Annotated in this window: 22 protein-coding genes; 8 read left to right on the top strand and 14 right to left on the bottom strand. The window is 63.5% G+C overall.

The genetic code is table 11. The features are described 5' to 3' along the window. Positions 1-33 precede the first annotated feature (33 nt). From lptE to B2D37_RS21725, 4 genes are all read left to right on the top strand, one after another. Positions 34-645, top strand: coding sequence for an LPS assembly lipoprotein LptE (lptE, locus tag B2D37_RS21740; protein ID WP_079204646.1), 612 nt, complete (start codon positions 34-36; stop codon positions 643-645). A 42-nt stretch (positions 646-687) separates the two neighbouring features. Then, positions 688-1,734, top strand: coding sequence for a DNA polymerase III subunit delta (gene holA, locus B2D37_RS21735; RefSeq protein WP_079204645.1), 1,047 nt, complete (start codon positions 688-690; stop codon positions 1,732-1,734). Between the two features lie 253 nt (positions 1,735-1,987). Then, positions 1,988-2,146: an alternative ribosome rescue factor ArfA gene (gene arfA / locus B2D37_RS21730; protein ID WP_079204644.1), complete on the top strand. Its 159-nt coding sequence runs from the start codon at positions 1,988-1,990 to the stop codon at positions 2,144-2,146. A gap of 72 nt (positions 2,147-2,218) precedes the next feature. Continuing rightward, a complete protein-coding gene (locus tag B2D37_RS21725) occupies positions 2,219-3,505 on the top strand; it encodes a lytic murein transglycosylase (protein ID WP_079204643.1) in 1,287 nt (428 codons plus the stop codon). A 15-nt stretch (positions 3,506-3,520) separates the two neighbouring features. On the opposite strand, the gene B2D37_RS21720 is transcribed toward B2D37_RS21725, so the two are convergent. Both B2D37_RS21720 and B2D37_RS21715 read right to left on the bottom strand, forming a co-directional pair. After that, entirely contained in the window at positions 3,521-3,955 is a 435-nt protein-coding gene (locus B2D37_RS21720; RefSeq protein ID WP_079204642.1) for a GFA family protein, read from the bottom strand. 65 nt (positions 3,956-4,020) lie between these two features. Further along, on the bottom strand, positions 4,021-4,959 hold the full coding sequence (locus B2D37_RS21715) for a carbon-nitrogen hydrolase family protein (RefSeq protein WP_079204641.1): 939 nt from the start codon (positions 4,957-4,959) through the stop codon (positions 4,021-4,023). 103 nt (positions 4,960-5,062) lie between these two features. Between B2D37_RS21715 and B2D37_RS21710 the strand changes: the two genes are divergently transcribed. Together B2D37_RS21710 and lipA are read left to right on the top strand one after the other, a co-directional pair. Next, complete coding sequence (locus B2D37_RS21710; protein WP_079204640.1) at positions 5,063-5,785, top strand: helix-turn-helix domain-containing protein; 723 nt, start codon at positions 5,063-5,065, stop codon at positions 5,783-5,785. Positions 5,786-6,060: 275 nt separating this feature from the next. Continuing rightward, entirely contained in the window at positions 6,061-7,113 is a 1,053-nt protein-coding gene (gene lipA / locus B2D37_RS21705; RefSeq protein WP_079204639.1) for a lipoyl synthase, read from the top strand. A 171-nt stretch (positions 7,114-7,284) separates the two neighbouring features. On the opposite strand, the gene lipB is transcribed toward lipA, so the two are convergent. From lipB to B2D37_RS21650, 11 genes are all read right to left on the bottom strand, one after another. Further along, positions 7,285-7,929 (bottom strand): lipoyl(octanoyl) transferase LipB, encoded by a 645-nt coding sequence (gene lipB / locus B2D37_RS21700; RefSeq protein ID WP_079204638.1) that lies wholly within the window; start codon positions 7,927-7,929, stop codon positions 7,285-7,287. Beyond that, the gene (locus B2D37_RS21695) at positions 7,929-8,207 is read right to left on the bottom strand and encodes a DUF493 domain-containing protein (RefSeq protein WP_079204637.1); all 279 of its coding nucleotides are present in this window, start codon (positions 8,205-8,207) and stop codon (positions 7,929-7,931) included. Before B2D37_RS21695 ends, lipB begins: the two co-directional genes overlap by 1 nt. A 244-nt stretch (positions 8,208-8,451) precedes the next feature. Next, positions 8,452-9,612 (bottom strand): D-alanyl-D-alanine carboxypeptidase family protein, encoded by a 1,161-nt coding sequence (locus B2D37_RS21690; protein WP_079204636.1) that lies wholly within the window; start codon positions 9,610-9,612, stop codon positions 8,452-8,454. Between the two features lie 116 nt (positions 9,613-9,728). Beyond that, the gene (locus tag B2D37_RS21685) at positions 9,729-10,730 is read right to left on the bottom strand and encodes a septal ring lytic transglycosylase RlpA family protein (protein ID WP_079204635.1); all 1,002 of its coding nucleotides are present in this window, start codon (positions 10,728-10,730) and stop codon (positions 9,729-9,731) included. Next, positions 10,730-11,740 (bottom strand): lytic murein transglycosylase B, encoded by a 1,011-nt coding sequence (mltB, locus tag B2D37_RS21680; RefSeq protein WP_079204634.1) that lies wholly within the window; start codon positions 11,738-11,740, stop codon positions 10,730-10,732. The genes B2D37_RS21685 and mltB overlap by 1 nt, the downstream gene beginning before the upstream one ends. A gap of 18 nt (positions 11,741-11,758) precedes the next feature. Next, a complete protein-coding gene (gene rodA / locus B2D37_RS21675; protein ID WP_177345299.1) occupies positions 11,759-12,862 on the bottom strand; it encodes a rod shape-determining protein RodA in 1,104 nt (367 codons plus the stop codon). Between the two features lie 38 nt (positions 12,863-12,900). Beyond that, positions 12,901-14,790, bottom strand: coding sequence for a penicillin-binding protein 2 (gene mrdA, locus B2D37_RS21670; RefSeq protein WP_079204632.1), 1,890 nt, complete (start codon positions 14,788-14,790; stop codon positions 12,901-12,903). A gap of 39 nt (positions 14,791-14,829) precedes the next feature. Then, the gene (gene rlmH, locus B2D37_RS21665; RefSeq protein ID WP_079204631.1) at positions 14,830-15,297 is read right to left on the bottom strand and encodes a 23S rRNA (pseudouridine(1915)-N(3))-methyltransferase RlmH; all 468 of its coding nucleotides are present in this window, start codon (positions 15,295-15,297) and stop codon (positions 14,830-14,832) included. 12 nt (positions 15,298-15,309) lie between these two features. Further along, positions 15,310-15,675, bottom strand: coding sequence for a ribosome silencing factor (gene rsfS / locus B2D37_RS21660; RefSeq protein ID WP_079205066.1), 366 nt, complete (start codon positions 15,673-15,675; stop codon positions 15,310-15,312). A 37-nt stretch (positions 15,676-15,712) separates the two neighbouring features. Further along, complete coding sequence (gene nadD / locus B2D37_RS21655) at positions 15,713-16,357, bottom strand: nicotinate-nucleotide adenylyltransferase (protein WP_079204630.1); 645 nt, start codon at positions 16,355-16,357, stop codon at positions 15,713-15,715. Continuing rightward, positions 16,350-17,618 (bottom strand): glutamate-5-semialdehyde dehydrogenase, encoded by a 1,269-nt coding sequence (locus tag B2D37_RS21650; RefSeq protein ID WP_079204629.1) that lies wholly within the window; start codon positions 17,616-17,618, stop codon positions 16,350-16,352. Before B2D37_RS21650 ends, nadD begins: the two co-directional genes overlap by 8 nt. A 192-nt stretch (positions 17,619-17,810) precedes the next feature. On the opposite strand from B2D37_RS21650, the gene B2D37_RS21645 reads away from it, so the two are divergent. Beyond that, entirely contained in the window at positions 17,811-18,527 is a 717-nt protein-coding gene (locus tag B2D37_RS21645) for a DNA-3-methyladenine glycosylase (protein WP_079204628.1), read from the top strand. After that, positions 18,524-19,840, top strand: a complete 1,317-nt coding sequence (locus B2D37_RS21640; protein WP_079204627.1) for a bifunctional DedA family/phosphatase PAP2 family protein — start codon at positions 18,524-18,526, stop codon at positions 19,838-19,840. Before B2D37_RS21645 ends, B2D37_RS21640 begins: the two co-directional genes overlap by 4 nt. 16 nt (positions 19,841-19,856) lie before the next feature. On the opposite strand, the gene B2D37_RS21635 is transcribed toward B2D37_RS21640, so the two are convergent. After that, entirely contained in the window at positions 19,857-20,447 is a 591-nt protein-coding gene (locus tag B2D37_RS21635; protein WP_079204626.1) for an LON peptidase substrate-binding domain-containing protein, read from the bottom strand. Positions 20,448-20,456 lie beyond the last annotated feature (9 nt).

Here is a 20,456-nt window from a genome sequence, read left to right as displayed (position 1 = left end):
CGCGTCGAGAGGTTCGCCAAGGGGATAGCAAAGATGATGAAACGGAATCTGTTGGTAATCGGCCTCGCTGCACTGCTCAGCGCCTGCGGCTTCCAGCTGCGCGGTACCGGTGACGTCGAGTTCGCCCTCAAGGAACTCGACGTCAGCGCGCGCAACGCCTATGGCGATACCGTCAAGCAGGTGCGTGAGGTACTGCAAGACAACGGCGTGCGCGTCCACTCCGGCGCCGCCTATCACCTGGTACTGAGCAACGAGCAGGAAAACCAGCGCACTGCCAGCTACACCAGCTCTGCACGGACTGCCGAGTACGAACTGACCATGACCCTCGATTACGAGATTCGTGGCGCACAGAACCTGCTGCTGACCAGCAACCAGCTAGAAGCGCAGAACTTCTACGCGCAGGACGGCAACAACCTGGTCGGTTCCGATCAGGAAGCGGTGCAACTGCGCAGCGAAATGCGCCGCGAGCTGGTGCAGCAACTGGTCCAGCGCCTGCAACAGGTTACCCCGGCCCAGCTCGACCAACTGCAGCAGACCGCCGAAGCCAAGGCCAAAGTCGAAGCCGACGCCCTGGAAGCCGTGCGCCAGCGTGAAGCCGCACAACCGCAGCAGTCGCCCGTGCAACTGCCGATACCAAGCCAGTAGACCTGTCGGGGTCGCAGCCGCGGCCCCGCCTGTTAGCGCCTGATGAAACTCAACCCCGCACAACTCGGCAAACACCTCCAGGGCAACCTGGCGGCGGTGTATGTGGTCAGTGGCGACGAACCGCTGCTGTGCCAGGAAGCCTGCGACACCATCCGCGCCGCCACCCGTGAGCAGGCGTTCAGCGAACGCCAGGTGTTCAACGCCGACGCCAGTTTCGTCTGGGGTAACCTGCTCCAGGCCAGCGCCAGTCTCTCGCTGTTCGCCGACAAACGCCTGCTGGAACTGCGCCTGCCTTCCGGCAAGCCCGGCGACAAAGGCGCGGCCGCCTTGCTCGAATACCTGTCGCGCCCGCCGGAAGACACCGTGCTGCTGATCAGCCTGCCAAAACTCGATGGCAGCGCGCAGAAAACCAAGTGGGCCAAGGCGCTGATCGACGGACAGCACTGTCAGTTCGTCCAGATTTGGCCGGTGGATGCCCACCAGTTGCCGCAATGGATTCGCCAACGCCTGGCCCAGGCCGGCCTCAGCGCCAGCCAGGAAGCGGTCGAGATGATCGCCGTGCGGGTGGAAGGCAACCTGCTGGCCGCCGCCCAGGAAATCGAGAAACTCAAGCTGCTCGCCGAAGGCGGCCAGATCGAGGTCAGCACGGTGCATGCGGCGGTCGCCGACAGCGCCCGCTTCGATGTATTCGGCCTGATCGATGCGGCACTCAACGGCGAAGCCGCGCATGCCTTGCGCATCCTCGAAGGCTTGCGCGGCGAAGGCGTCGAGCCGCCAGTGATTCTCTGGGCGCTGGCCCGCGAAATCCGCCTGCTCGCCACCATCGCCCAGCAATACGGCCAGGGTATGCCACTGGACAAGGCCTTCAGCTCGGCGCGTCCACCGGTCTGGGACAAGCGCCGGCCATTGGTCAGCAAAGCCCTGCAACGTCTTTCTGCCGCACGCTGGGCCTCGCTTCTGCTGGACGCCCAGCGCATCGACGCGCAGATCAAGGGTCAAGCCGCGGGCGACCCCTGGAGCGGCTTGCGCATGCTGGCCCTGAGCCTGTGCGGGCAACGCCTGAGCCTGCCCAGCGACCCCGGCCTGTAACCCCGGCCCGCCGATTGCCGCCAGGGGAATGAACCCAGCAACGGGTATCTCATCCCTCCCCGCGCACAGCCGCATGCCTCACGCGCCCTCCTCGCCCCCGCTGCTAGTGGCCTGATCACGGGGTTCGTTTACCCATGGACTCAAGCGTGCCAATGTAGTTAACCCACCGTGCAGGCCACTAGCTGGACATCGTTTAACCAGCGGATCATCATTCAGCCACCCGCACGTCGCGGGCCGCCAATGAGGATCCAGCATGGCCAAAAACCGCAAACAGCGCCCGAACAAGGCCAAATCCCTGATCGCCCAGCCGCTGTTCCGCTGTCGTCAGGAAAAACCCGGCAAAGGCAAAGGCAGTTACCGCCGCGAAGCCTCCCAGCAAAACTGGGAGGCTTCGGTCCTTCTGGCAGCCTGAAGCCCCACTGCAGCACGCCTGAAGGCTCAACCGTGCTAAGGTAGCGGCCTGCAAAAACGCCTTGAGACCACCATGCCCAACCTGCTATTTCGCGGCCTGAGCCACTTGACCTCGGCCTGCTTCCTTCTGTTCATGACGGCCTGCGCCGAAGCGCCCGCGCAATCGCTGGTGGCTGCTGCCGACAACCCGAGTAGCCCGCCGAACAACCAGCCCGAAGCTGTCAGTGAAAAGCTCAGTTTCGCCGACTGGCGAACTCTGCTGCGCAGCGACGCGATTGCCGCCGGGATCGACCCAGCGCTGTTCGATCGCGCCTTCGCCGGCGTCAGCCCCAACCCCGACGTATTGCTCGCCGACAGCAGCCAACCGGAGTTTACCCGTCCGGTATGGGAATACCTGGATGGTGCGGTCTCCTCCCAGCGCGTCGCCCGCGGCCAAAGCCTGTTGCTGCAACATGGTAATACCCTCGAACGCGTCGAGAATCGCTATGGCGTGGATCGCGAAACCTTAGTGGCAATCTGGGGCCTGGAGAGTAACTTCGGCAGCAATATCGGCCATCACAACGTGATCCGCTCGCTTGCCACCCTGGCCTACGAAGGCCGCCGCCAAGTATTCTGGCGCAGCCAACTGCTCGCCGTGCTGCAGATCCTCCAGCATGGCGACATTACCCCGGAACGCCTGGTCGGCTCCTGGGCCGGCGCCATGGGCCAGACCCAGTTCATGCCCACCACCTACAACGAACATGCCGTGGATTTCGACGGCGATGGCCGCCGCGACCTCTGGAGCTCCTCGGCTGACGCCCTGGCCTCGGCAGCCCACTACCTACAGAACTCGGGCTGGCAGAAAGGCCAACCCTGGGGGTTCGAGGTGCGCCTGCCGCAGGCCTTCGACTACAGCCTGGCCGATCCGGAAGTACGCCGCAGCCTGGCCGAGTGGACAACGCTGGGCGTCGAACCGCTCAATCCGCCAGCCCAGCACCTGGCAACCGAAACCATGGCGACCCTGCTGCTGCCGGCCGGGCATCGCGGTCCTGCCTTCCTGTTGCTGAGCAATTTCCGCAGCATCCTCAAGTACAACAACTCGACCTCCTACGCCCTGGCTATTGGTCTGCTGTCCGACGGCCTGCGCGGTGGCGATGGCGTACGTGCCGCCTGGCCCCGTGGGGAGCGGCAACTGGGTCGCAGCGAGCGCATCGAGTTGCAGCAATTACTTTTGCGCAACGGCCTGGAACCGGGCCCCGCCGATGGCATCATTGGCGCCAACACACGCAAAGCCGTGCGTGCCTTTCAACTGAAACTGGGCTGGCCAGCCGACGGCTATCCGACCCAGGAGCTGCTGGTGCGGCTGCGTACGCCGCTCTGATACAGAATGGCCGGGCTATTCAGCCATACTCAGCCCCGAGCCGCCCATCTCTACGGGCACATCCTGTAGTTTCGCCAGCCCATCTTTGATGTGCAGCACTGTCTCCTGATAATGCACATGGACCTCTGGCGTGTATGCCAGTCGCGGGACGAGGGCGGCATACACATCGACCAGCCCCATTTCCGGATGATCGGTGAACAGGTGGCCGCCGCAGCTCTTGCACCACTTGCGGCTACTGCGCGGCGTCTTGTTGTAGCTGCCGATGTTGTCGGCGCCGCGAATCACGGTCAGCGCCTCGGGCTGCCACAGAGTGAAGGCATTGACCGGTGCGGCCGACCACTGCCGACATGACTGGCAGTGGCAATAGCCCATTGCCACTGGCTCGCCGCTGACACTGAACTGGACCGCGCCGCAAAAGCACTGACCCTGATAGGTTGGTTCGCTGTTCATGTTCTGTCTCCTGTCGATTGCCACGTATTGCCGAGCGCCCATCGCCCAGATAGTGCCGACTCGCACTAATCGATATAGCGCACGGGCTGCGCCGGCGTGCGCCTTACCTGCAATTCGAAGATATCCGGGCGCGCGTAGTGACCACTGACGTCGAGCGTGCGCCGCGCTGGCGCCACCCGCGTGCTGTCGATATCCGCGTAGAGGATGCCGACCTCGCGGTGCAGCGGTCCGGCGACGGTCCGGCCCTGCGGGTCGATCACCACGGAGTCGCCGTCATTGATCCACTCGCCTGGTTCAGGGAACAACTGCGCCCGTCCGGGGAAGCCGTCGGGGATGTCCTCGCCGCGCAGCACGGTGCCGCTGCCCAGTACCCAGCAGCGGCCTTCCAGGGCGATGTGACGCAGGGTCGCCAGCCAACCCTCGCCGCAGTCGTAGGTGGGCGCAACGTAGATTTCCACGCCCTCGGCATACAGGGCGTAGCGCGCCAGCGGCATGTAGTTTTCCCAGCAGATCAGCGTACCGAGCCGGCCAACCGGGGTGTCGACCGTGCGCAGCCCGCTGGCATCGCCCAGGCCGTGGACCATGCGTTCGGGGTTGGTCGGCATCAGCTTGCGATGGCGGTTGAGCAAGGTACCGTCGGCACCGATCAGCACCACGCTGTTGTAGAGCGTGCAGCCACCCCGGCTGCGCTCGCATTCATTGAGACCGCAGACGATGGTCAGCCGATGATTGCGGGCGACCTCGCAGAGTGGCTCGAGGTCACCGCGGGCAATGTCCACGGCATTGGCCTGCAGTCGCTCGTGAAGCTGGCCCATCAGCGCCCCGTCCCTGCCTGCGGCCAGCCGCCAGATCCACGACGGGTAGCCGGGAATGAACAACTCGGGCAAGACCGCCAGCTCGGCGCCTGCCGCCGCGGCCTCGGTCAGCGACTGCACGGCCAGCGCGAGTGTGGCCTGGCGATCGAGCAATACCGGCGGGCGCTGGATAATCGCAATCATGGTCATCACCGTTCTCCTCGTTGTGGTGAACCTACGAAGGTCAGCCTGCGCCTGGCGTAATGGTCGAACTAGTCCAGAATCTGAAGTGTTGTCACTCGGAGGTAGGACGATGGAAGACAGCTACGGTCAGTTCTGCACCGTCGCGCGTGGCGCCGAGGCGCTGTGCAATCGCTGGACGCCGCTGGTGGTGCGCGAACTGTTGTGCGGCAGCAAGCGCTTCAACGACCTGCACCGCGGCGTGCCGCGGATGTCCACCAGCCTGCTGAGCCAGCGCCTGCGTCACCTGGAAGAAATCGGCGTGGTCCAGCGCAACGCCGTCGGCAAAGTCTGGGAATACAGCCTGACCGAGGCCGGCGAAGACTTGCGACCCATCATCATGGCGCTCGGCCATTGGGGCGCGCGCTGGATCGGTAGTCGCCTGCGCAACGATGAGCTCGACGCGGGCCTGCTGATGTGGGATGTGCGCCGCTTTGTGCGCATCGCCGAATTCCCGCCGCGGCCGGTGGTAATCCATTTCAGCTTCCGCGACGCGCGGCCCGGCGAGCGGCAATGGTGGTTGCTGGTCGAGCAGGGCATGGCCGATCTGTGCCGCGACGACCCCGGACGCGAGCCGACCCTGGTGGTAGACGCGACAGTGCGCGCCCTGACCGAAGTCTGGAGCGGCGAACGCAGCCCGCAAGAGGTGCTGCAAGCGCGCGAGCTGCAGGTGCTCGGCGCGCCTGGGGATGCGCAGAACCTCTGGTGCTGGCTTGGCACCAGCGCCTTCGCCACAACCCGCAGCAACGCCCGCCACGCACCGCGGCCGCAGAACGCTGGCAACGATTCCTCGTAGGGTGCGCGCGGCGCCCCCTACCCTGGCCAATCGCAGCGACAGCACACTCACGCCCCCAGAAATAACAAAATCTCCTGACGGGGGCCTGCTGTGCGGACATCCTGGCCAGTTGGTCTTGACCTCATGGGCCCGCTGGTCGGCATGCTAAGTGGAACGCACCAACGGGCCTGGACCGCACGGCGCTCGACGGACTGCACGGTCAGCTTCTGTGGTAAGCTGCGCGGCGGCCACAAGCCGCCTCGTCCACGGAGCCTCTAGCGGAGCCCAAATTGCCGATGTCCGATACCTCCCCGCCCAAAACCGTTTCCAGCGGCGAAAAATTTCGCACCACTCAAGGCACCACCGCGATCAAGGACGGGCAGAAGCGCCGCGCCTCAAGCGAACCCCAGGTATTTGAACCCAAGCCCAAGTGGCTGCGGATCAAGGCGCCCGGCGGCAGCCGTTTCGAAGCGGTCAAGCGCAATGTCAGCGAACACCGCCTGAGCACCGTGTGCCAGGAATCCCACTGCCCGAACATGGGCGAATGCTGGTCTAACGGTACCGCCACCATCATGCTGATGGGCTCGGTGTGCACCCGCGCCTGCCGCTTCTGCGCGGTGGATACCGGCAACCCCAACGGCTGGCTGGACCTGGAAGAGCCACAAAACACTGCCAAGTCGGTGGAGTTGATGGCGCTGCGCTATATCGTGCTGACCTCAGTGGATCGCGATGACCTGGACGACGGCGGTGCCGCGCACTACGCCGCCTGCGTGCGCGCGATCAAGGAGCGCACCCCGCAAGTGGTGGTGGAAGCCCTGACTCCGGACTTCGACGGCGACCTGCTGGCCATCGAGCGCGTGGCGGACTCCGGTCTTGAGGTCTTCGCGCAGAACATCGAGACGGTCAAGCGCCTGACCTATGAAGTGCGCGACCCCCGCGCCGGTTATGAGAAGACCCTGCGCGTGCTGGAGCACGCCAAGCGCCACCGCCCGAGCATGCTGACCAAGACCAGCCTGATGCTGGGCCTGGGCGAGACCGACGAGGAAATTCTCGAGACCATGGATGACCTGCGCGCCATCGGCGTCGACATCCTCACCCTTGGCCAATACCTGCAACCCACGCGCAACCACTTGAAGGTCAAGCGCTGGGTCAGCCCGGAAGAGTTCAATCGTTTCCGCGACATCGGCCTGCAGAAGGGTTTTATGGAAGTGGCCGCCGGCCCGCTGGTGCGCTCCAGCTACCGCGCCGACCGGGTGTTCGAGAAGAACAACCTGGGCCTGGCCGCCCCTGTGCCGGTGCCGGGCCAGCAGGTCAATAGCACCCTGATCCCGACGCTCAATCTGAACTGATAGGACCGCGCAACGCCTACCCCTGCGCTTTGCCTCGCCGCCTGTCGGACTTAGGGCTTTTGCCGCAGGACAGCCCTAAGCCCGACAGGCGGCGACGGGCAGGCGCCTTGTTTATCCGCCATGGACAGCGCATAGCGGATGGATAAAGCGCTCCACCCTCCCCGCTATTTATCAGTCTATTGCGCCCGCCAGAGTCTTCTGCTCAGGGTAGTCGAGGTGTTTGGCCAGCTGCTCTCGCAGCCGGGCACTTACCTCGGAGAATTCTATCGGCCCAGCGACCAGATCGGCCAACTGGGTCATGGCCATGCCGGCATAGCCGCAGGGATTGATCCGCCGGAACGGCGCCAGATCCATGTCCACATTCAGCGCCAGGCCATGGAAAGACCGGCCATTGCGAATGCGCAGGCCGAGCGAGGCGATCTTCGCCCCATCCACGTAAACCCCAGGCGCATCGGGCTTGGCACTAGCGCTCACCCCATAGCTGGCCAGGGTGGCGACCAGGCTGCGCTCGATACGGCTGACCAGCTCGCGTACGCCAAGACCAGAGCGACGCAGGTCCAGCAGCAGGTAGGCCACCAGTTGACCGGGGCCGTGATACGTCACCTGGCCGCCGCGATCGACCTGTACCACCGGGATGTCGCCGGCAAACAAGACATGCTCAGCCTTGCCAGCCTGGCCCTGGGTAAATACCGGCGGATGCTGCAACAACCAGATTTCGTCGGCGGTGTCCGCGCCACGCTCATTGGTGAAGCGCTGCATGGCCTGCCAGGTCGGCTCGTAGTCGACCAAGCCGAGCTCGCGAAAGCCCAGGCTCATCACAACACCATGTGCACGCGGCCAGTGGCACGCAGATCGAGATGAAGCGCTTGCAACTGCTCCACCCCGGTGGCGGTGATCAGCACCTGCACCGTAAGGAAACGGCCATTGCGGCTGTCACGCACCACCAGCGAGGTCGAATCGAAATCCGGCGCGTGGCGCTGGATCACTTCGACCACCAGTTCGGTGAAGCCTTCGCCAGCATCGCCGATCACCTTGATCGGATAGCGCGCGCAGGGGAACTCGATTTTTGGGGCTTGAACGTCAGTATCAGTCATGGCATCAGCAGGCTTGTGGCCTGTCCAGAACAGGACGCCCCGGGTACAGGCGTACGGGGCAGAATCAGAGGCGATGGAAATATCGAGCGCCGTAGCGAGAGCGTCTCCTAGTGTTCACAGCAGGCGCGTTACGCGAAAAATGGAGGCGTTTAGTGAGCTAAATGACCCCGTTTTTTGCGTAACGCAACGCCAGCAGCAGACGCCAGGGGGCGGTCGCAGTAGGCGAGAGTTATTTCACAACCTCTCAGTTGAACAACCCGAAGAAGAACAGACGAATGCTATCCCACAGACGACGGAATAGGCCACCTTCCTCGACGGTTTCCAGGGCTACCAGATCGACGCTGTGCACGACCTCATCGCCCAGTTTGACTTCGACCTTGCCGATCACGTCACCTTGCTGGATAGGTGCGATCAGCTGCGGGTTGAGGGTCATGCCGGCTTGCAACTTGTCCAATTGGCCTTTCGCCATGGTCAGGGTCAGGTCACTGGCCAGGCCAGCCTTGAGCTGACGAGTGGCACCTTTCCAGACCTGGGCCTGGGCCAACTCAACACCTTTTTGATAAAAGGTGCGGGTCTCGAAGAAACGGAAACCGTAGGTCAGCAGCTTCTGGGTTTCGGCGGCGCGGGCTTGCTCGCTATTGGTGCCAAACACCACGGAGATCAAGCGCATGCCATCACGCACGGCGGAAGACACCAGGCAATAACCGGCTTCTTCGGTGTGCCCGGTTTTCAAACCGTCGACGGTCTTGTCGCGCCACAGCAGCAGGTTGCGGTTGGGCTGCTTGATGCCGTTCCAGAGAAATTCCTTCTGCGCGTAGATGGCATAGTGCTGCGGATCTTCGAAGATGATGGCGCGCGCCAACTTGGCCATGTCTTTGGCCGAAGAATAGTGGTCAGGGTCCGGCCAGCCGGTGGCGTTGCGAAATTGGCTGTTGCTCATACCCAAACGCTGGGCATTGCTGTTCATCATGTCGGCGAAGGCTTCTTCGCTACCGGCGATATGCTCGGCAATCGCCACGCTGGCGTCGTTACCGGACTGGATGATGATGCCATGCAGCAGGTCGTCGACCGAGACTTCCTTGCCGACTTCGATAAACATCTTCGAGCCGCCCATGCGCCAGGCTTTCTCGCTGATACGCACCATATCGGTCTGCTTGATCTGACCGCGATTGATGTCCAGGGTCGCCAGGTAGGCGGTCATCAACTTGGTCAGGCTGGCAGGTGGCAGGCGCTCATCGGCATTCTCCTCGATGAGGATGTTGCCGCTGGCGGCATCCATCAGCACATAGGACTTGGCAGCCAACTGTGGCGGCGCTGGAATCGCCATCTGGCTGGCCCAGGCGGCCGGTGCGCTGAGCAGCAGGAGTGACAAGGAAACGCGTTGGGCAAAGCTGGTGATATTCATCCGTCTCTCTAGATTGCTAATGGTCGAACAGGCCCAAACGGGCAAATCAGGTAGTGCTTGCAGCCGCAGCGGACGGCGCTTGGTGCCGCGTATTCAGTCCGGAGCTAAGTGCCATCTCAGTCCTCCTTGACCAGCCTTGGTTCACCGAGGTTGGCCAAGCGCACACTGAGCTGCAATTGCTCAGCCTCGCCGCGGCTGCTCACCGGCCCCAGGCGCACGCGATGGAGAAGCTGCTGGTTGCGCACCACTGAGCTGATGAACACCGGCGCAGCCACCGTATCGCTCAACTTGTCCTTGAGCAACTCCGCAGCGTCCGGATTGGCGAAGGCTCCCACCTGGAGATACAGGCCAGAGGCTGCGACTGAAGCGTTTTTTTTTGCGTCTATCTGTACCGGCAGTACGGCCGCGGCATGCTGTTCTACGGGCGGCGAGTACTGCGCAAGCGGCGCTGCAACCGGCTGGGCGACGGTCTTGACCTGAGCCGCTGATTGCGCAGCCAGCACCAGTGGCACCGGGCGCCCCTGCTGGGCCCACCACTCGTGGGGATCGATGCCCTCGACCTTGACCCGTGCGGTACCGTTTTCGGCATAACCGAGCTTTTTCGCGGCGGCAAACGACAGATCGATGATCCGATCCGAATAGAACGGGCCGCGGTCGTTGACTCGCACTATCGCACTCTTGCCATTGTCCAGATTGGTCACCCGCACGTAGCTCGGCAACGGCAAGGTCTTGTGCGCGGCAGTCATGCCGTATAGATCGTAGGTTTCGCCGTTGGCAGTGGCCTGACCATGGAACTTGGTGCCGTACCAGGACGCCGGGCCTATCGCGTGATAGCGGCGCGCGTCAGGAATCGGGTAGTACTGCTTGCCAAACACCACATAGGGGCTGGCCTTGAACGAGCCATAGTGCGGCATGGGCACGGCGTCTGGGATCAGCGAGATGTCGACATCCCACCAGGGCGCGCCGTCCTTGTGCGGGCGGCTGAAGTCACCAGGACCGGTAATAGTCGCGCCCGACTTGGCCGGCGCCACCGGTTGCGGCGCACGGGTGGACGCGCAACTGGCCAGTAATAGCGCGAGAGCAGAGTAGGCGGCAAATCTGAACGGCAAGCCCGACATTAATTGGCCCCTCGTGCATCTACCAGCAATTCGGCCAACTGATTGACCGCCATGGCGTACATCACACTGCGGTTATAGCGGGTAATCACAAAGAAGTTCGGCAACCCCAGCCAGTACTCATCGCCCTGGGCACCTTCGAGGCGGAAGGCGGTGACCGGCATTTCGCCGTCCAGCGTGTCGCTGCTCGACCAGCCGAGGCGACGCAACTCGTCGACGTTCATCTGCGGATCGAGGCCGACGCTCAGGCCCTGCTCGACCTGTTCGCCGGCGACCGTGGCGACGCTGACCACTGGCTCGCCAGGCAGCCAGCCGTGGCGCTTGAAGTAGCTGGCCACGCTGCCGATGGCATCCACCGGATTGGTCCAGATATTGATATGGCCATCGCCGTCGAAGTCCACCGCATAAGCGCGGAAACTGCTCGGCATGAATTGCGGCAAGCCCATGGCTCCGGCATAGGAACCTTTGAGGGTCAGCGGATCGACCTGCTCCTCACGCGAGAGCATGAGGAATTCACGCAACTCCTTGCGGAAGAAGGGTGCGCGCGCGGGATAATCGAAGGCCAGGGTCGAGAGCGCATCCATCACCCGGTAGCTGCCGGTGTTGCCACCGTAAAAGGTTTCCACGCCGATGATTGCCACTATCACCTGCGCCGGCACGCCGTATTCGGCCTCGGCGCGCGCCAGGGTCGCCTCATGCTCACGCCAGAAGTCCACACCGCGGGCGATCCGCGAGTCGGTGATAAAGATCGGCCGGTAGTCCTTCCAGGGTTTGACCTTCTCCGCCGGACGCGAGATGGCGTCGAGAATCGACTGTTTGCGCTGCACTGCGGCGAACAGACGGCCTAGTTGCTCCGAGGCAAAACCATAATCGCGGTTCATCTCGGCGATGAACTCACTGACCTGCGGCGAATCCTGATAATCGGCGGCGAGCGCCGGCTGAACCACACCCAAGGCGGCAGCCAGACCGAGCCAATGTGTTTGCCGTGCAGCCCAGCCACGCAATATGTGCATTGAATTCATTACCCCAATTTAAGCCTGTGCAATCCACTTACGGTGCGTGTGGATCGACATCAAAATGCCAAACCCTGCCAGCAGGGTAATCAGCGAAGTACCGCCATAGCTGATGAACGGCAACGGCACCCCCACCACTGGCAGCAGACCGCTGACCATACCGATATTGACGAAAACATAAACGAAGAACGTCATGGTCAGCGCGCCCGCCAGAAGCTTACCGAACAGCGTCTGCGCTTGCACGGTAATCACCAAACCGCGTGCGATCAACAGCAGGTAAACCAGCAGTAACAAACAAACGCCGACCAGGCCGAATTCCTCGGCGAGCACGGCGATGATGAAATCGGTGTGGCTTTCCGGCAAGAAGTCCAAGTGCGACTGGGTGCCAAGCAGCCAGCCCTTGCCGAAGACCCCGCCCGAGCCGATCGCCGCCTTCGACTGGATGATGTTCCAGCCGCTGCCCAGCGGATCGCTCTCGGGATTGAGGAAGGTCAGCACGCGCTGTTTCTGGTACTCACGCAGGACAAAGAACCACATACCCACCGCAATCGGGATCAACGCCCCCAGCGCACCGATGACCCAGCGCCACTGCAGCCCGGCGATGAACAGGACGAAAACCCCCGAAACGATCACCAGCATCGAGGTACCTAGGTCCGGCTGCAGCAGGATCAGCACGAACGGCACCAGAATCAGGGCCAGACTGGTCGCGATGTGCTTCAAACTCGGCGGCAAGCTGCGCTTGGCCAGGTACCAGGCGATGGTCGCCGGCATGATGATCTTCATGAACTCCGAGGGCTGGAAGCGAATCACCCCGGGAATATTGATCCAGCGGGTGGCGCCCATGGCGTTGTGACCCATCACATCCACCACCACCAGCAGGCCGACACCCGCCACATACGCCAAAGGCACCCAGCGCGCCATGAAACGCGGCTCGAGCTGGGCGATGATGAACATGCCCACCAGGCCGATGCCAAAGGAGCTGGCCTGCTTGATCAACAGGTCGACATTCTTGCCGCTGGCCGAATACAGAATGAACAGACTGCCGACCGCCAGGATCAGCAACAGCAGCAGCAAAATGCCGTCGATATGCACGCGCTGCAGCAGGCTGGCGCGACGGCGCAGTACATCTTCGCTGGACAGCACTCGATCGAAATTACCGCTCATCGCTGACCGACCTCTGCACTCACCGGCTTGGCGTATTCGGCCTTGAGCTGGCCGCTGTCGTCGAGCAACCAGGCATCCATTACCTGCTTGACCACCGGAGCGGCCACACCCGAGCCGGACTCGCCATTTTCCACCATCACCGCCACGGCGATCTGCGGGTTGTCCGCCGGAGCGAACGCGACGAACAAGGCGTGATCACGATGGCGCTCCTGGATCTTGTTGCGGTCGTATTTTTCACCCTGCTTGATCGCCACCACCTGCGCCGTGCCGCTCTTGCCGGCCATTCGATACTCCGCCGCGTCGCCAACCTTGCGGGCGGTGCCGCGCGCCCCATGCATCACTTGCTCCATACCGAGCCGCGCGTAATCCCAGTATTTGGCATCGCGCAACAGAACATCCGGCAGCGGCTCAGAATCCACCGGAGGTACCCCCTCGACGGTCTTGGCCAGGTGCGGACGAATCCACTTACCCTTGGTGGCAATCAGGGTCACCGCCTGGGCCAATTGCAGCGGTGTAGTCTGCATATAGCCCTGGCCGATGCCGAGAATCAGGGTTTCCCCCGGGTACCAAGGCTGACGGTAGCGCCCCCGTTTCCAGTCCCGCGACGGCATCAGTCCGGACGTTTCCTCGAACATGTCCAGTGACACTCGCTGGCCCAGGCCGAAGCGGCTCATGTAGTCGTGCATCCGGTCGATGCCCAGCTTGTGCGCCAAATCGTAAAAGTAGGTGTCATTGGAGCGCATGATCGCCATCTCCAGACTCACCCAGCCGTCGCCGCTGCGGTTCCAGTTGCGGTATTTGTGGCTGTTGCCGGCCAGTTGATAGAACCCCGGATCGAACACCCGCGAAGTGGGGGTGATCACCCCGGCATCCAGGGCGGCTACGGCCATCATCGGTTTGATGGTCGAACCCGGCGGGTAGAGGCCGCGCAAGACGCGGTTGAATAATGGCTGGTCGATCGAGTCGCGCAGTTCGGCATAGGCCTTGAAGCTGATGCCGGTGACGAACGGGTTGGGATCGAAACTCGGCTGACTGACCATCGCCAGTACCTCGCCGGTACTCGGCTGGATTGCCACAATGGCGCCGCGACGACCGCCCAACGCGGCCTCGGCAGCTTCCTGCAGGCGCACATCGATAGTCAGCATGACATCCTTGCCCGGCATCGGATCGATGCGCTTGAGCACCCGCAGCACCCGGCCGCGCGCGTTGGTCTCGACCTCTTCGTAGCCGACCTCGCCGTGCAACTGCTCTTCGTAGAAGCGCTCAATACCGGTTTTGCCGATATGGTGAGTCCCGCTATAGGCCACCGGGTCGAGTTCCTTCAGTTCTTTCTCGTTGATCCGCCCGACATAGCCTACCGAATGCGCGAAGTGTTCGCGCTGGGGATAATGCCGCACCAGTTGCGCCACCACCTCAACCCCAGGCAGACGGAACTGATTGACCGCGATCGTGGCGATCTGCTCTTCGCTCAACTCGAACAACACCGGCACCGGTTCGAACGGCCGACGGCCCTGGCGCACGCGTTTCTCGAACAGCGCCCGCTCATCGCTGCTCAGCCCCAGCACCTCGACGATCACATCCAGCACCGGCTCCCAGTCACCCGCCCGTTCACGGGTCAGGGTCAAGCTGAAACTCGGCCGATTGTCGGCGACTATCACCCCGTTGCGGTCGAAGATCAGCCCACGCCTCGGCGGAATCGGCTGAACGTGAACCCGATTGTTTTCCGAAAGGGTCGAGTGGTACTCGTACTGCACTACCTGCAGGTAATACATGCGCGCGATCAGGGCCGCAGTCAGCAGCAGAAACACCAAGGCACCGACCAGCGCACGCCGGCGAATCAGGCGCGCGTCTTTTTCGTGGTCCTTGAGGCGAATCGGCTGCGGCATCTATGACTGCTGATTATGGGTGGGAAATGTGGAGGGAAATCATTTGTGGTACGGGTGGCCGGACAACACGGTCCAGGCCCGATACATCTGCTCGCCGATAACAATCCGTACCAGCGGGTGGGGCAAGGTCAACGGCGACAGCGACCAGCGCTGTTCACTGCGCGCCTGTACTTCCGGCGCCAACCCTTCGGGGCCGCCGACCATAAGGTTGACGGTGCGCGCATCCAGGCGCCACTTGTCCAGTTCACCGGCCAACTGCTCGGTACTCCACGGCCGCCCTTCGACTTCCAGAGTGACGATGCGTTCCCCCGGCTGCACCTTGGCCAGCATGGCTTCGCCTTCCTGGCGGATCATCCGCGCTACATCGGCATTCTTGCCACGGGTGGTCAAAGGAATCTCGACCAGCTCCAGGGCAAGCTCTGCCGGCATGCGCTTGGCGTATTCCTGCCAGCCGTCTTCGACCCAGCGCGGCATGCGCGAGCCGACGGCAATCAGTTTGATCCGCACGACGCTGCGCCCTTACTCTTGTTCCGGCTCAGGGCTGAACTGCGCACGGCTCTGTTCGGCACCCTGCCAGAGACGCTCGAGGTCGTAGAACTGCCGTGCGGTTGGCAGCATCACGTGGACGACGATGTCACCCAGGTCAAGCAACGCCCACTCGCCTGTGTCCAGGCCTTCGCTGCCCAGCGGACGCACGCCCTTCTCCTTGACCTTCTCCAGCACGTTGTCGACCAGCGACTTGACGTGACGGCTGGACGTGCCGCTGGCGATCACCATGTAGTCGGTGATGCTGGTCTTGTCGCGCACATCGATGGTGGTGATGTCTTGCGCCTTGATGTCTTCCAGGGCAGCGATGGCCAGTTTGACCAGGTCTTCGCTGAGCATTTTTTGCTTCTTCATAAGTAACTCGTTTGCCTTGTGTTCAGTTCGACGCACGGTAGAGCCCGTGCGCATGGATATAGGTGAGTACCGCATCGGGCAGCAGATAACGCACCGATTGGCCGCTCGCCAGCAGCGTGCGGATCTGCGTGGCAGACACCGCCAGGGGCGTCTGCCAGATAAAGGAAATCTGTCCCCCGGGCCCCTCCAGGGTCAACGGGTCGTTGATGCTGCGGGCCGCCAGCAGATTGCGCAAGGTTTCCGGCGCTTCGCTGTCGGCATCCGGGCGCTGCAGCACCAGAATATGGCAGTGCTCCAGCAACGCGTTCCAGCGATGCCAGGTGGGTAGCCCGCAGAAGGCATCCCAACCGAGAATCAGGAACAACTGGTCGTCGGCCGCCAACTCGGCGCGCAACGACTCCAGGGTGTCGATGCTGTACGACGGCTTGTCGCGTTTGAACTCGCGGTCGTCGACGCACAACGGTGACAAGCCGGCCACCGCCAGTTCGACCATGGCCAGGCGATCGTGCGCCGAAACCTGTGGCGCCTCGCGGTGCGGCGGCCGCGCACTGGGGATCAGGCGCAACTCGTCGAGGGCCATGAACTCCGCCACTTCCAGCGCACTGCGCAGGTGGCCGATATGCACCGGATCGAAGGTGCCGCCGAATATGCCGATGCGTTTAGGCATTCTGCCCGCGCAGCTGACCGTCGCCGATCACCACATACTTCTCGCAGGTCAGGCCTTCCAGACCCACCGGGCCGCGGGCATGCAGCTTGTCGGTGGAAATGCCGATCTCCGCGCCCAGGCCGTACTCGAAGCCATCAGCGAAACAGGTTGGTGCATTGAGCATCACCGAACTGGAGTCGACCTCGGCGAGAAAACGCCGGGCGCGGCCCTGGTGCTCGGTGACGATGGCGTCGGTGTGGTGCGAGCCGTAGCGATTGATGTGCTCGATGGCCTGATCCAGACCGTCGACCACGCGGATCGACAGGATCGGCGCCAAGTATTCGGTGCTCCAGTCCTCTTCCGTCGCCGGGATTGCCTGGATCAGCGCGCAGGTGCGCTCGCAGCCGCGCAACTCGACGCCCTTCTCGACGAACATCTGCGCCATGGCCGGCAGAAATACAGCAGCCACGGCCTGATCGACCAACAGGGTTTCCATAGCGCCGCAGATGCCGTAACGGTAGGTCTTGGCGTTGAAGGCGATGCCCTGGGCCTTGGGCATCTCGGCCAGGGCGTCGACATACACATGACAGATGCCGTCCAGGTGCTTGATCACCGGTACCCGTGCGTCGCGACTGACCCGCTCGATCAGGCCCTTGCCGCCGCGCGGCACTATCACATCGACGAATTCGGGCATGCTAATCAGCGCACCGACGGCGGCGCGGTCGGTGGTTTCCACCACCTGCACCGCGGAGGCCGGCAGATCGGCCGCGGCCAAGCCCCGCTGGATGCAGGCGGCAATCGCCCGGTTGGAATGAATGGCTTCCGAGCCGCCACGCAGGATGGTGGCGTTGCCGGACTTCAGGCACAGGCTGGCGGCGTCGATGGTCACGTTGGGCCGCGACTCGTAGATGATGCCGATCACGCCGAGCGGCACACGCATCTTGCCGACCTGAATACCCGACGGACGGTAACTCAGGTCGCGGATCGCGCCGACCGGATCGGCCAGGCTGGCGACCTGGCGCAGACCTTCGATCATGCCGTCGATCCGCGCCGGGGTCAGCGCCAGACGGTCCAGCAGCGCCGGCTCCAGGCCATTGGCGCGGCCGGCGGCCAGATCCAGCTCGTTGGCGGTGGTCAGCTCGGCGCGCGCGGCATCCAGGGCCTCGGCGGTGGCCTGCAGGGCACGGTTCTTCTGCGCGGTGCTGGCGCTGGCGACCACGCGCGAGGCGGCGCGGGCCGCACGGCCCAGGCGGGTCATATAGTCGAGTACGGACTCGGTCATGGTCTCGGTAGCCTGGCAATAACTAAAGCGGCTGATTATAGCGGCGCCACCGCCCCACGCACAGCGGCGCCTGGCGGATAGTGGACAAGCAGTAGCAATGACCTGTCGGCCAAGACAGACTCAGCCACCGATACGGCGCTTGTTGCTATCATCGCGACCCACCTGAGGCCTGCCTGCAACCCGTGAAATCACATGCCTGACGAACCCGCCCGCAGCCTGCCCTGGCCACATGCCCGCCCCCTGAGCGTCAGCTTCTTCGACCGCGACGCGCGCTTACTCGCCCGCGAGCTGCTCGGCAAGGTCATCCGTCACCGCTGCGGCACGCTCTGGCTGAGCGCACGGATCATCGAGACCGAAGCCTATTACCTGGACGAAAAAGGCAGCCACGCCTCGCTCGGCTACACCGAGAAACGCAAAGCCTTGTTTCTCGACGGCGGGCACATCTATATGTATTACGCGCGCGGCAACGACTCGCTTAACTTCAGCGCACAGGGCCCAGGTAACGCGGTGCTGATCAAGTCTGCCCATCCCTGGCTCGACCCGTACTCGGACGGCGCCAGCCTGGCGCAGATGCAGGCCAACAACCCGGACAGCCAAGGCCAGCCGCGCGCCCTGGACAAGCTCTGCGCCGGGCAGACCTTGCTGTGCAAAGCGCTCGGCCTGAAAGTCGTGGACTGGGACGCGCAGCGCTTCGATCCGCAACGGCTGTTCGTCGAGGATGTTGGCGAGCGGCCGGCGCAGGTCGTGCAAACCGCCCGCCTGGGCATTCCCCGGGGACGCGACGAGCAGCTGCCCTACCGTTTCGTCGACGCCGCCTTCGCCCGCTGCTGCACGCGCAATCCGCTGCGTCGTGGCCAAGTCGAGGGACGTGACTACCATCTACTCGGCCCACAGGATGCCCACCGATGAGCCAATGGCTCGACAGCTTGACCGCCTGGCTCAGCAGCAACCCGCAATGGCTGGGTATGGCGATTTTCCTGATCGCCTGTACCGAATGCCTGGCGATCGTCGGCATCATCATACCGGGCACATTTTTGCTGTTCGCCGTCGCCGTGCTGGCCGGTAGCGGCGCGCTGACCCTCGGCGAAACCCTGGCCCTGGCCTACTGCGGCGGCCTGCTCGGCGACGCCCTGTCCTACGCCACCGGGCGCTATTTTCACCAGGATATTCGGCGCCTGCCCGGCTTGCGCCATCACCCGCAATGGCTGGCCGGTGCCGAACTCTATTTCCAGCGCTATGGCGTCGCCAGCCTGTTGGTCGGGCGCTTTATCGGCCCATTACGGCCCATGCTGCCGATGGTCGCCGGCATGCTCAACATGCCTGTCGGGCGCTTCATCGTAGTCAGCCTGCTGGCCGCAGCGGGCTGGGTTATTGCTTACCTGTTGCCGGGCTGGGCCACCGGCGCGGCGCTACGCCTGCCGTTGCCGGAGGGTTTCTGGCCGCAGGCCGCACTACTCGCCGGCGGCTTGGCGCTGGTGCTGGTTTTCAGCGTGCACAGCAGCCTGCGCGAACAGCGCCGCGCCAGCCTGCTCGCCGCGGGTTTGAGCCTGCTGCTGCTAGGCGCTCTGTTCATCGGCTGGCCGCAACTGATTCCGCTCGACCAGGGCCTGCTGGCGTTGTTTCAGGAACAGCGCAGCGCCAGCCTCGACCAGCTGATGGTGCTGATCACTCGCCTCGGCGACTTCACCAGTCAATTGGCTGCCGGAACCCTGCTGTGCCTGTTGCTGTTGCTGGCCCGCCAGTGGCGCGCCGCGCTGTTTGCCGGCGCCACCCTGCTCGGCACCGCGCTGGCCAACGGCGCATTGAAAGCCTGGTTCGCCCGCAGCCGCCCGGAGGTCCTGCTCGAACCGTTGGGCAGCTTCAGTTTCCCCAGCGGCCACAGCTCCGCGGCGGTGGCGTTCTTTCTGGTACTCGGGGTGTTGGCCGGGCGTGGTCAACCGGCCCGCCTGCGCCTGGCCTGGCTACTGCTCGCCTGCCTGCCAGCGCTGAGCATCGCCGTGTCGCGGGTGTACCTGGGGGTGCATTGGCCGAGCGACATAGTCGCCGGTGCCTTATTGGCTGGCAGCCTGTGCGCCCTGAGCCTGAGCCTGACGCAAAGGCGCACGCCGCTGCCGGCGTTACCCGCCAAGGTGTGGTGGCTGGTTGTGCCCGCCTGCCTGGCGTTGCTGGGGCTCATCGCCACCTGGCATCTGTCGGCCGGGCAGCTGTTATACCGCTATTGAGCCGCCCGCCAGGCTCCTAGCCAGTCACTTCACCCTGCAGCTGATCGAGCACGGTTTGCAGCAGACTCAGGCGCGCCTGCGGCTCGTCAAGCGCCAGCAGTTGCACCTTCTGCTCCGATGCCAATGGCAACAGATAGGCCAGCTGATTGGCCAGGGCCGCTTGACTGCTGACCGCATCAGTCATGCCCAGGGCGGCGACCAGCGGGTGCTCGGCCAGGGCCTCGAGCAACGCGACGAGATCCGCATGTTCGCCCCCCAGGGGTTGCTCCGCCGCCTCCTCCAGCCAGTCAACCTCGGCGACGGTCAGTTGATCCGGTAACACCTGGGCGTGGCGCACCTTGAAGCGCCGACCACCTTCGACACGAATCCCCAGCAGGCCGTTGGGCCGCTGCTGAAAGTCGCGGATCAGCGCCTCACAACCAATCGCCGAGAAGTGGCCGGCGGCCTCGCCGACTTCCTCGCCTTCGACAATACACACCACGCCGAAGCCCTCGCCCTGCTTCATGCAGCGACTGATCATGTCCAGGTAGCGCGCCTCGAATATCTGCAAATCGAGCAGGCAACCCGGAAACAACACGGTATTGAGCGGAAACAGGGATAGATTCATGGGGTTGTC

This window comes from Pseudomonas sp. CC6-YY-74 (assembly GCF_002025205.1).
Classification (GTDB): Bacteria; Pseudomonadota; Gammaproteobacteria; order Pseudomonadales; family Pseudomonadaceae; genus Aquipseudomonas; species Aquipseudomonas paeninsulae.
The sequence above is the reverse complement of the archived record's forward strand: the minus strand, read 5'-3'. Positions and strand labels throughout refer to the sequence as shown.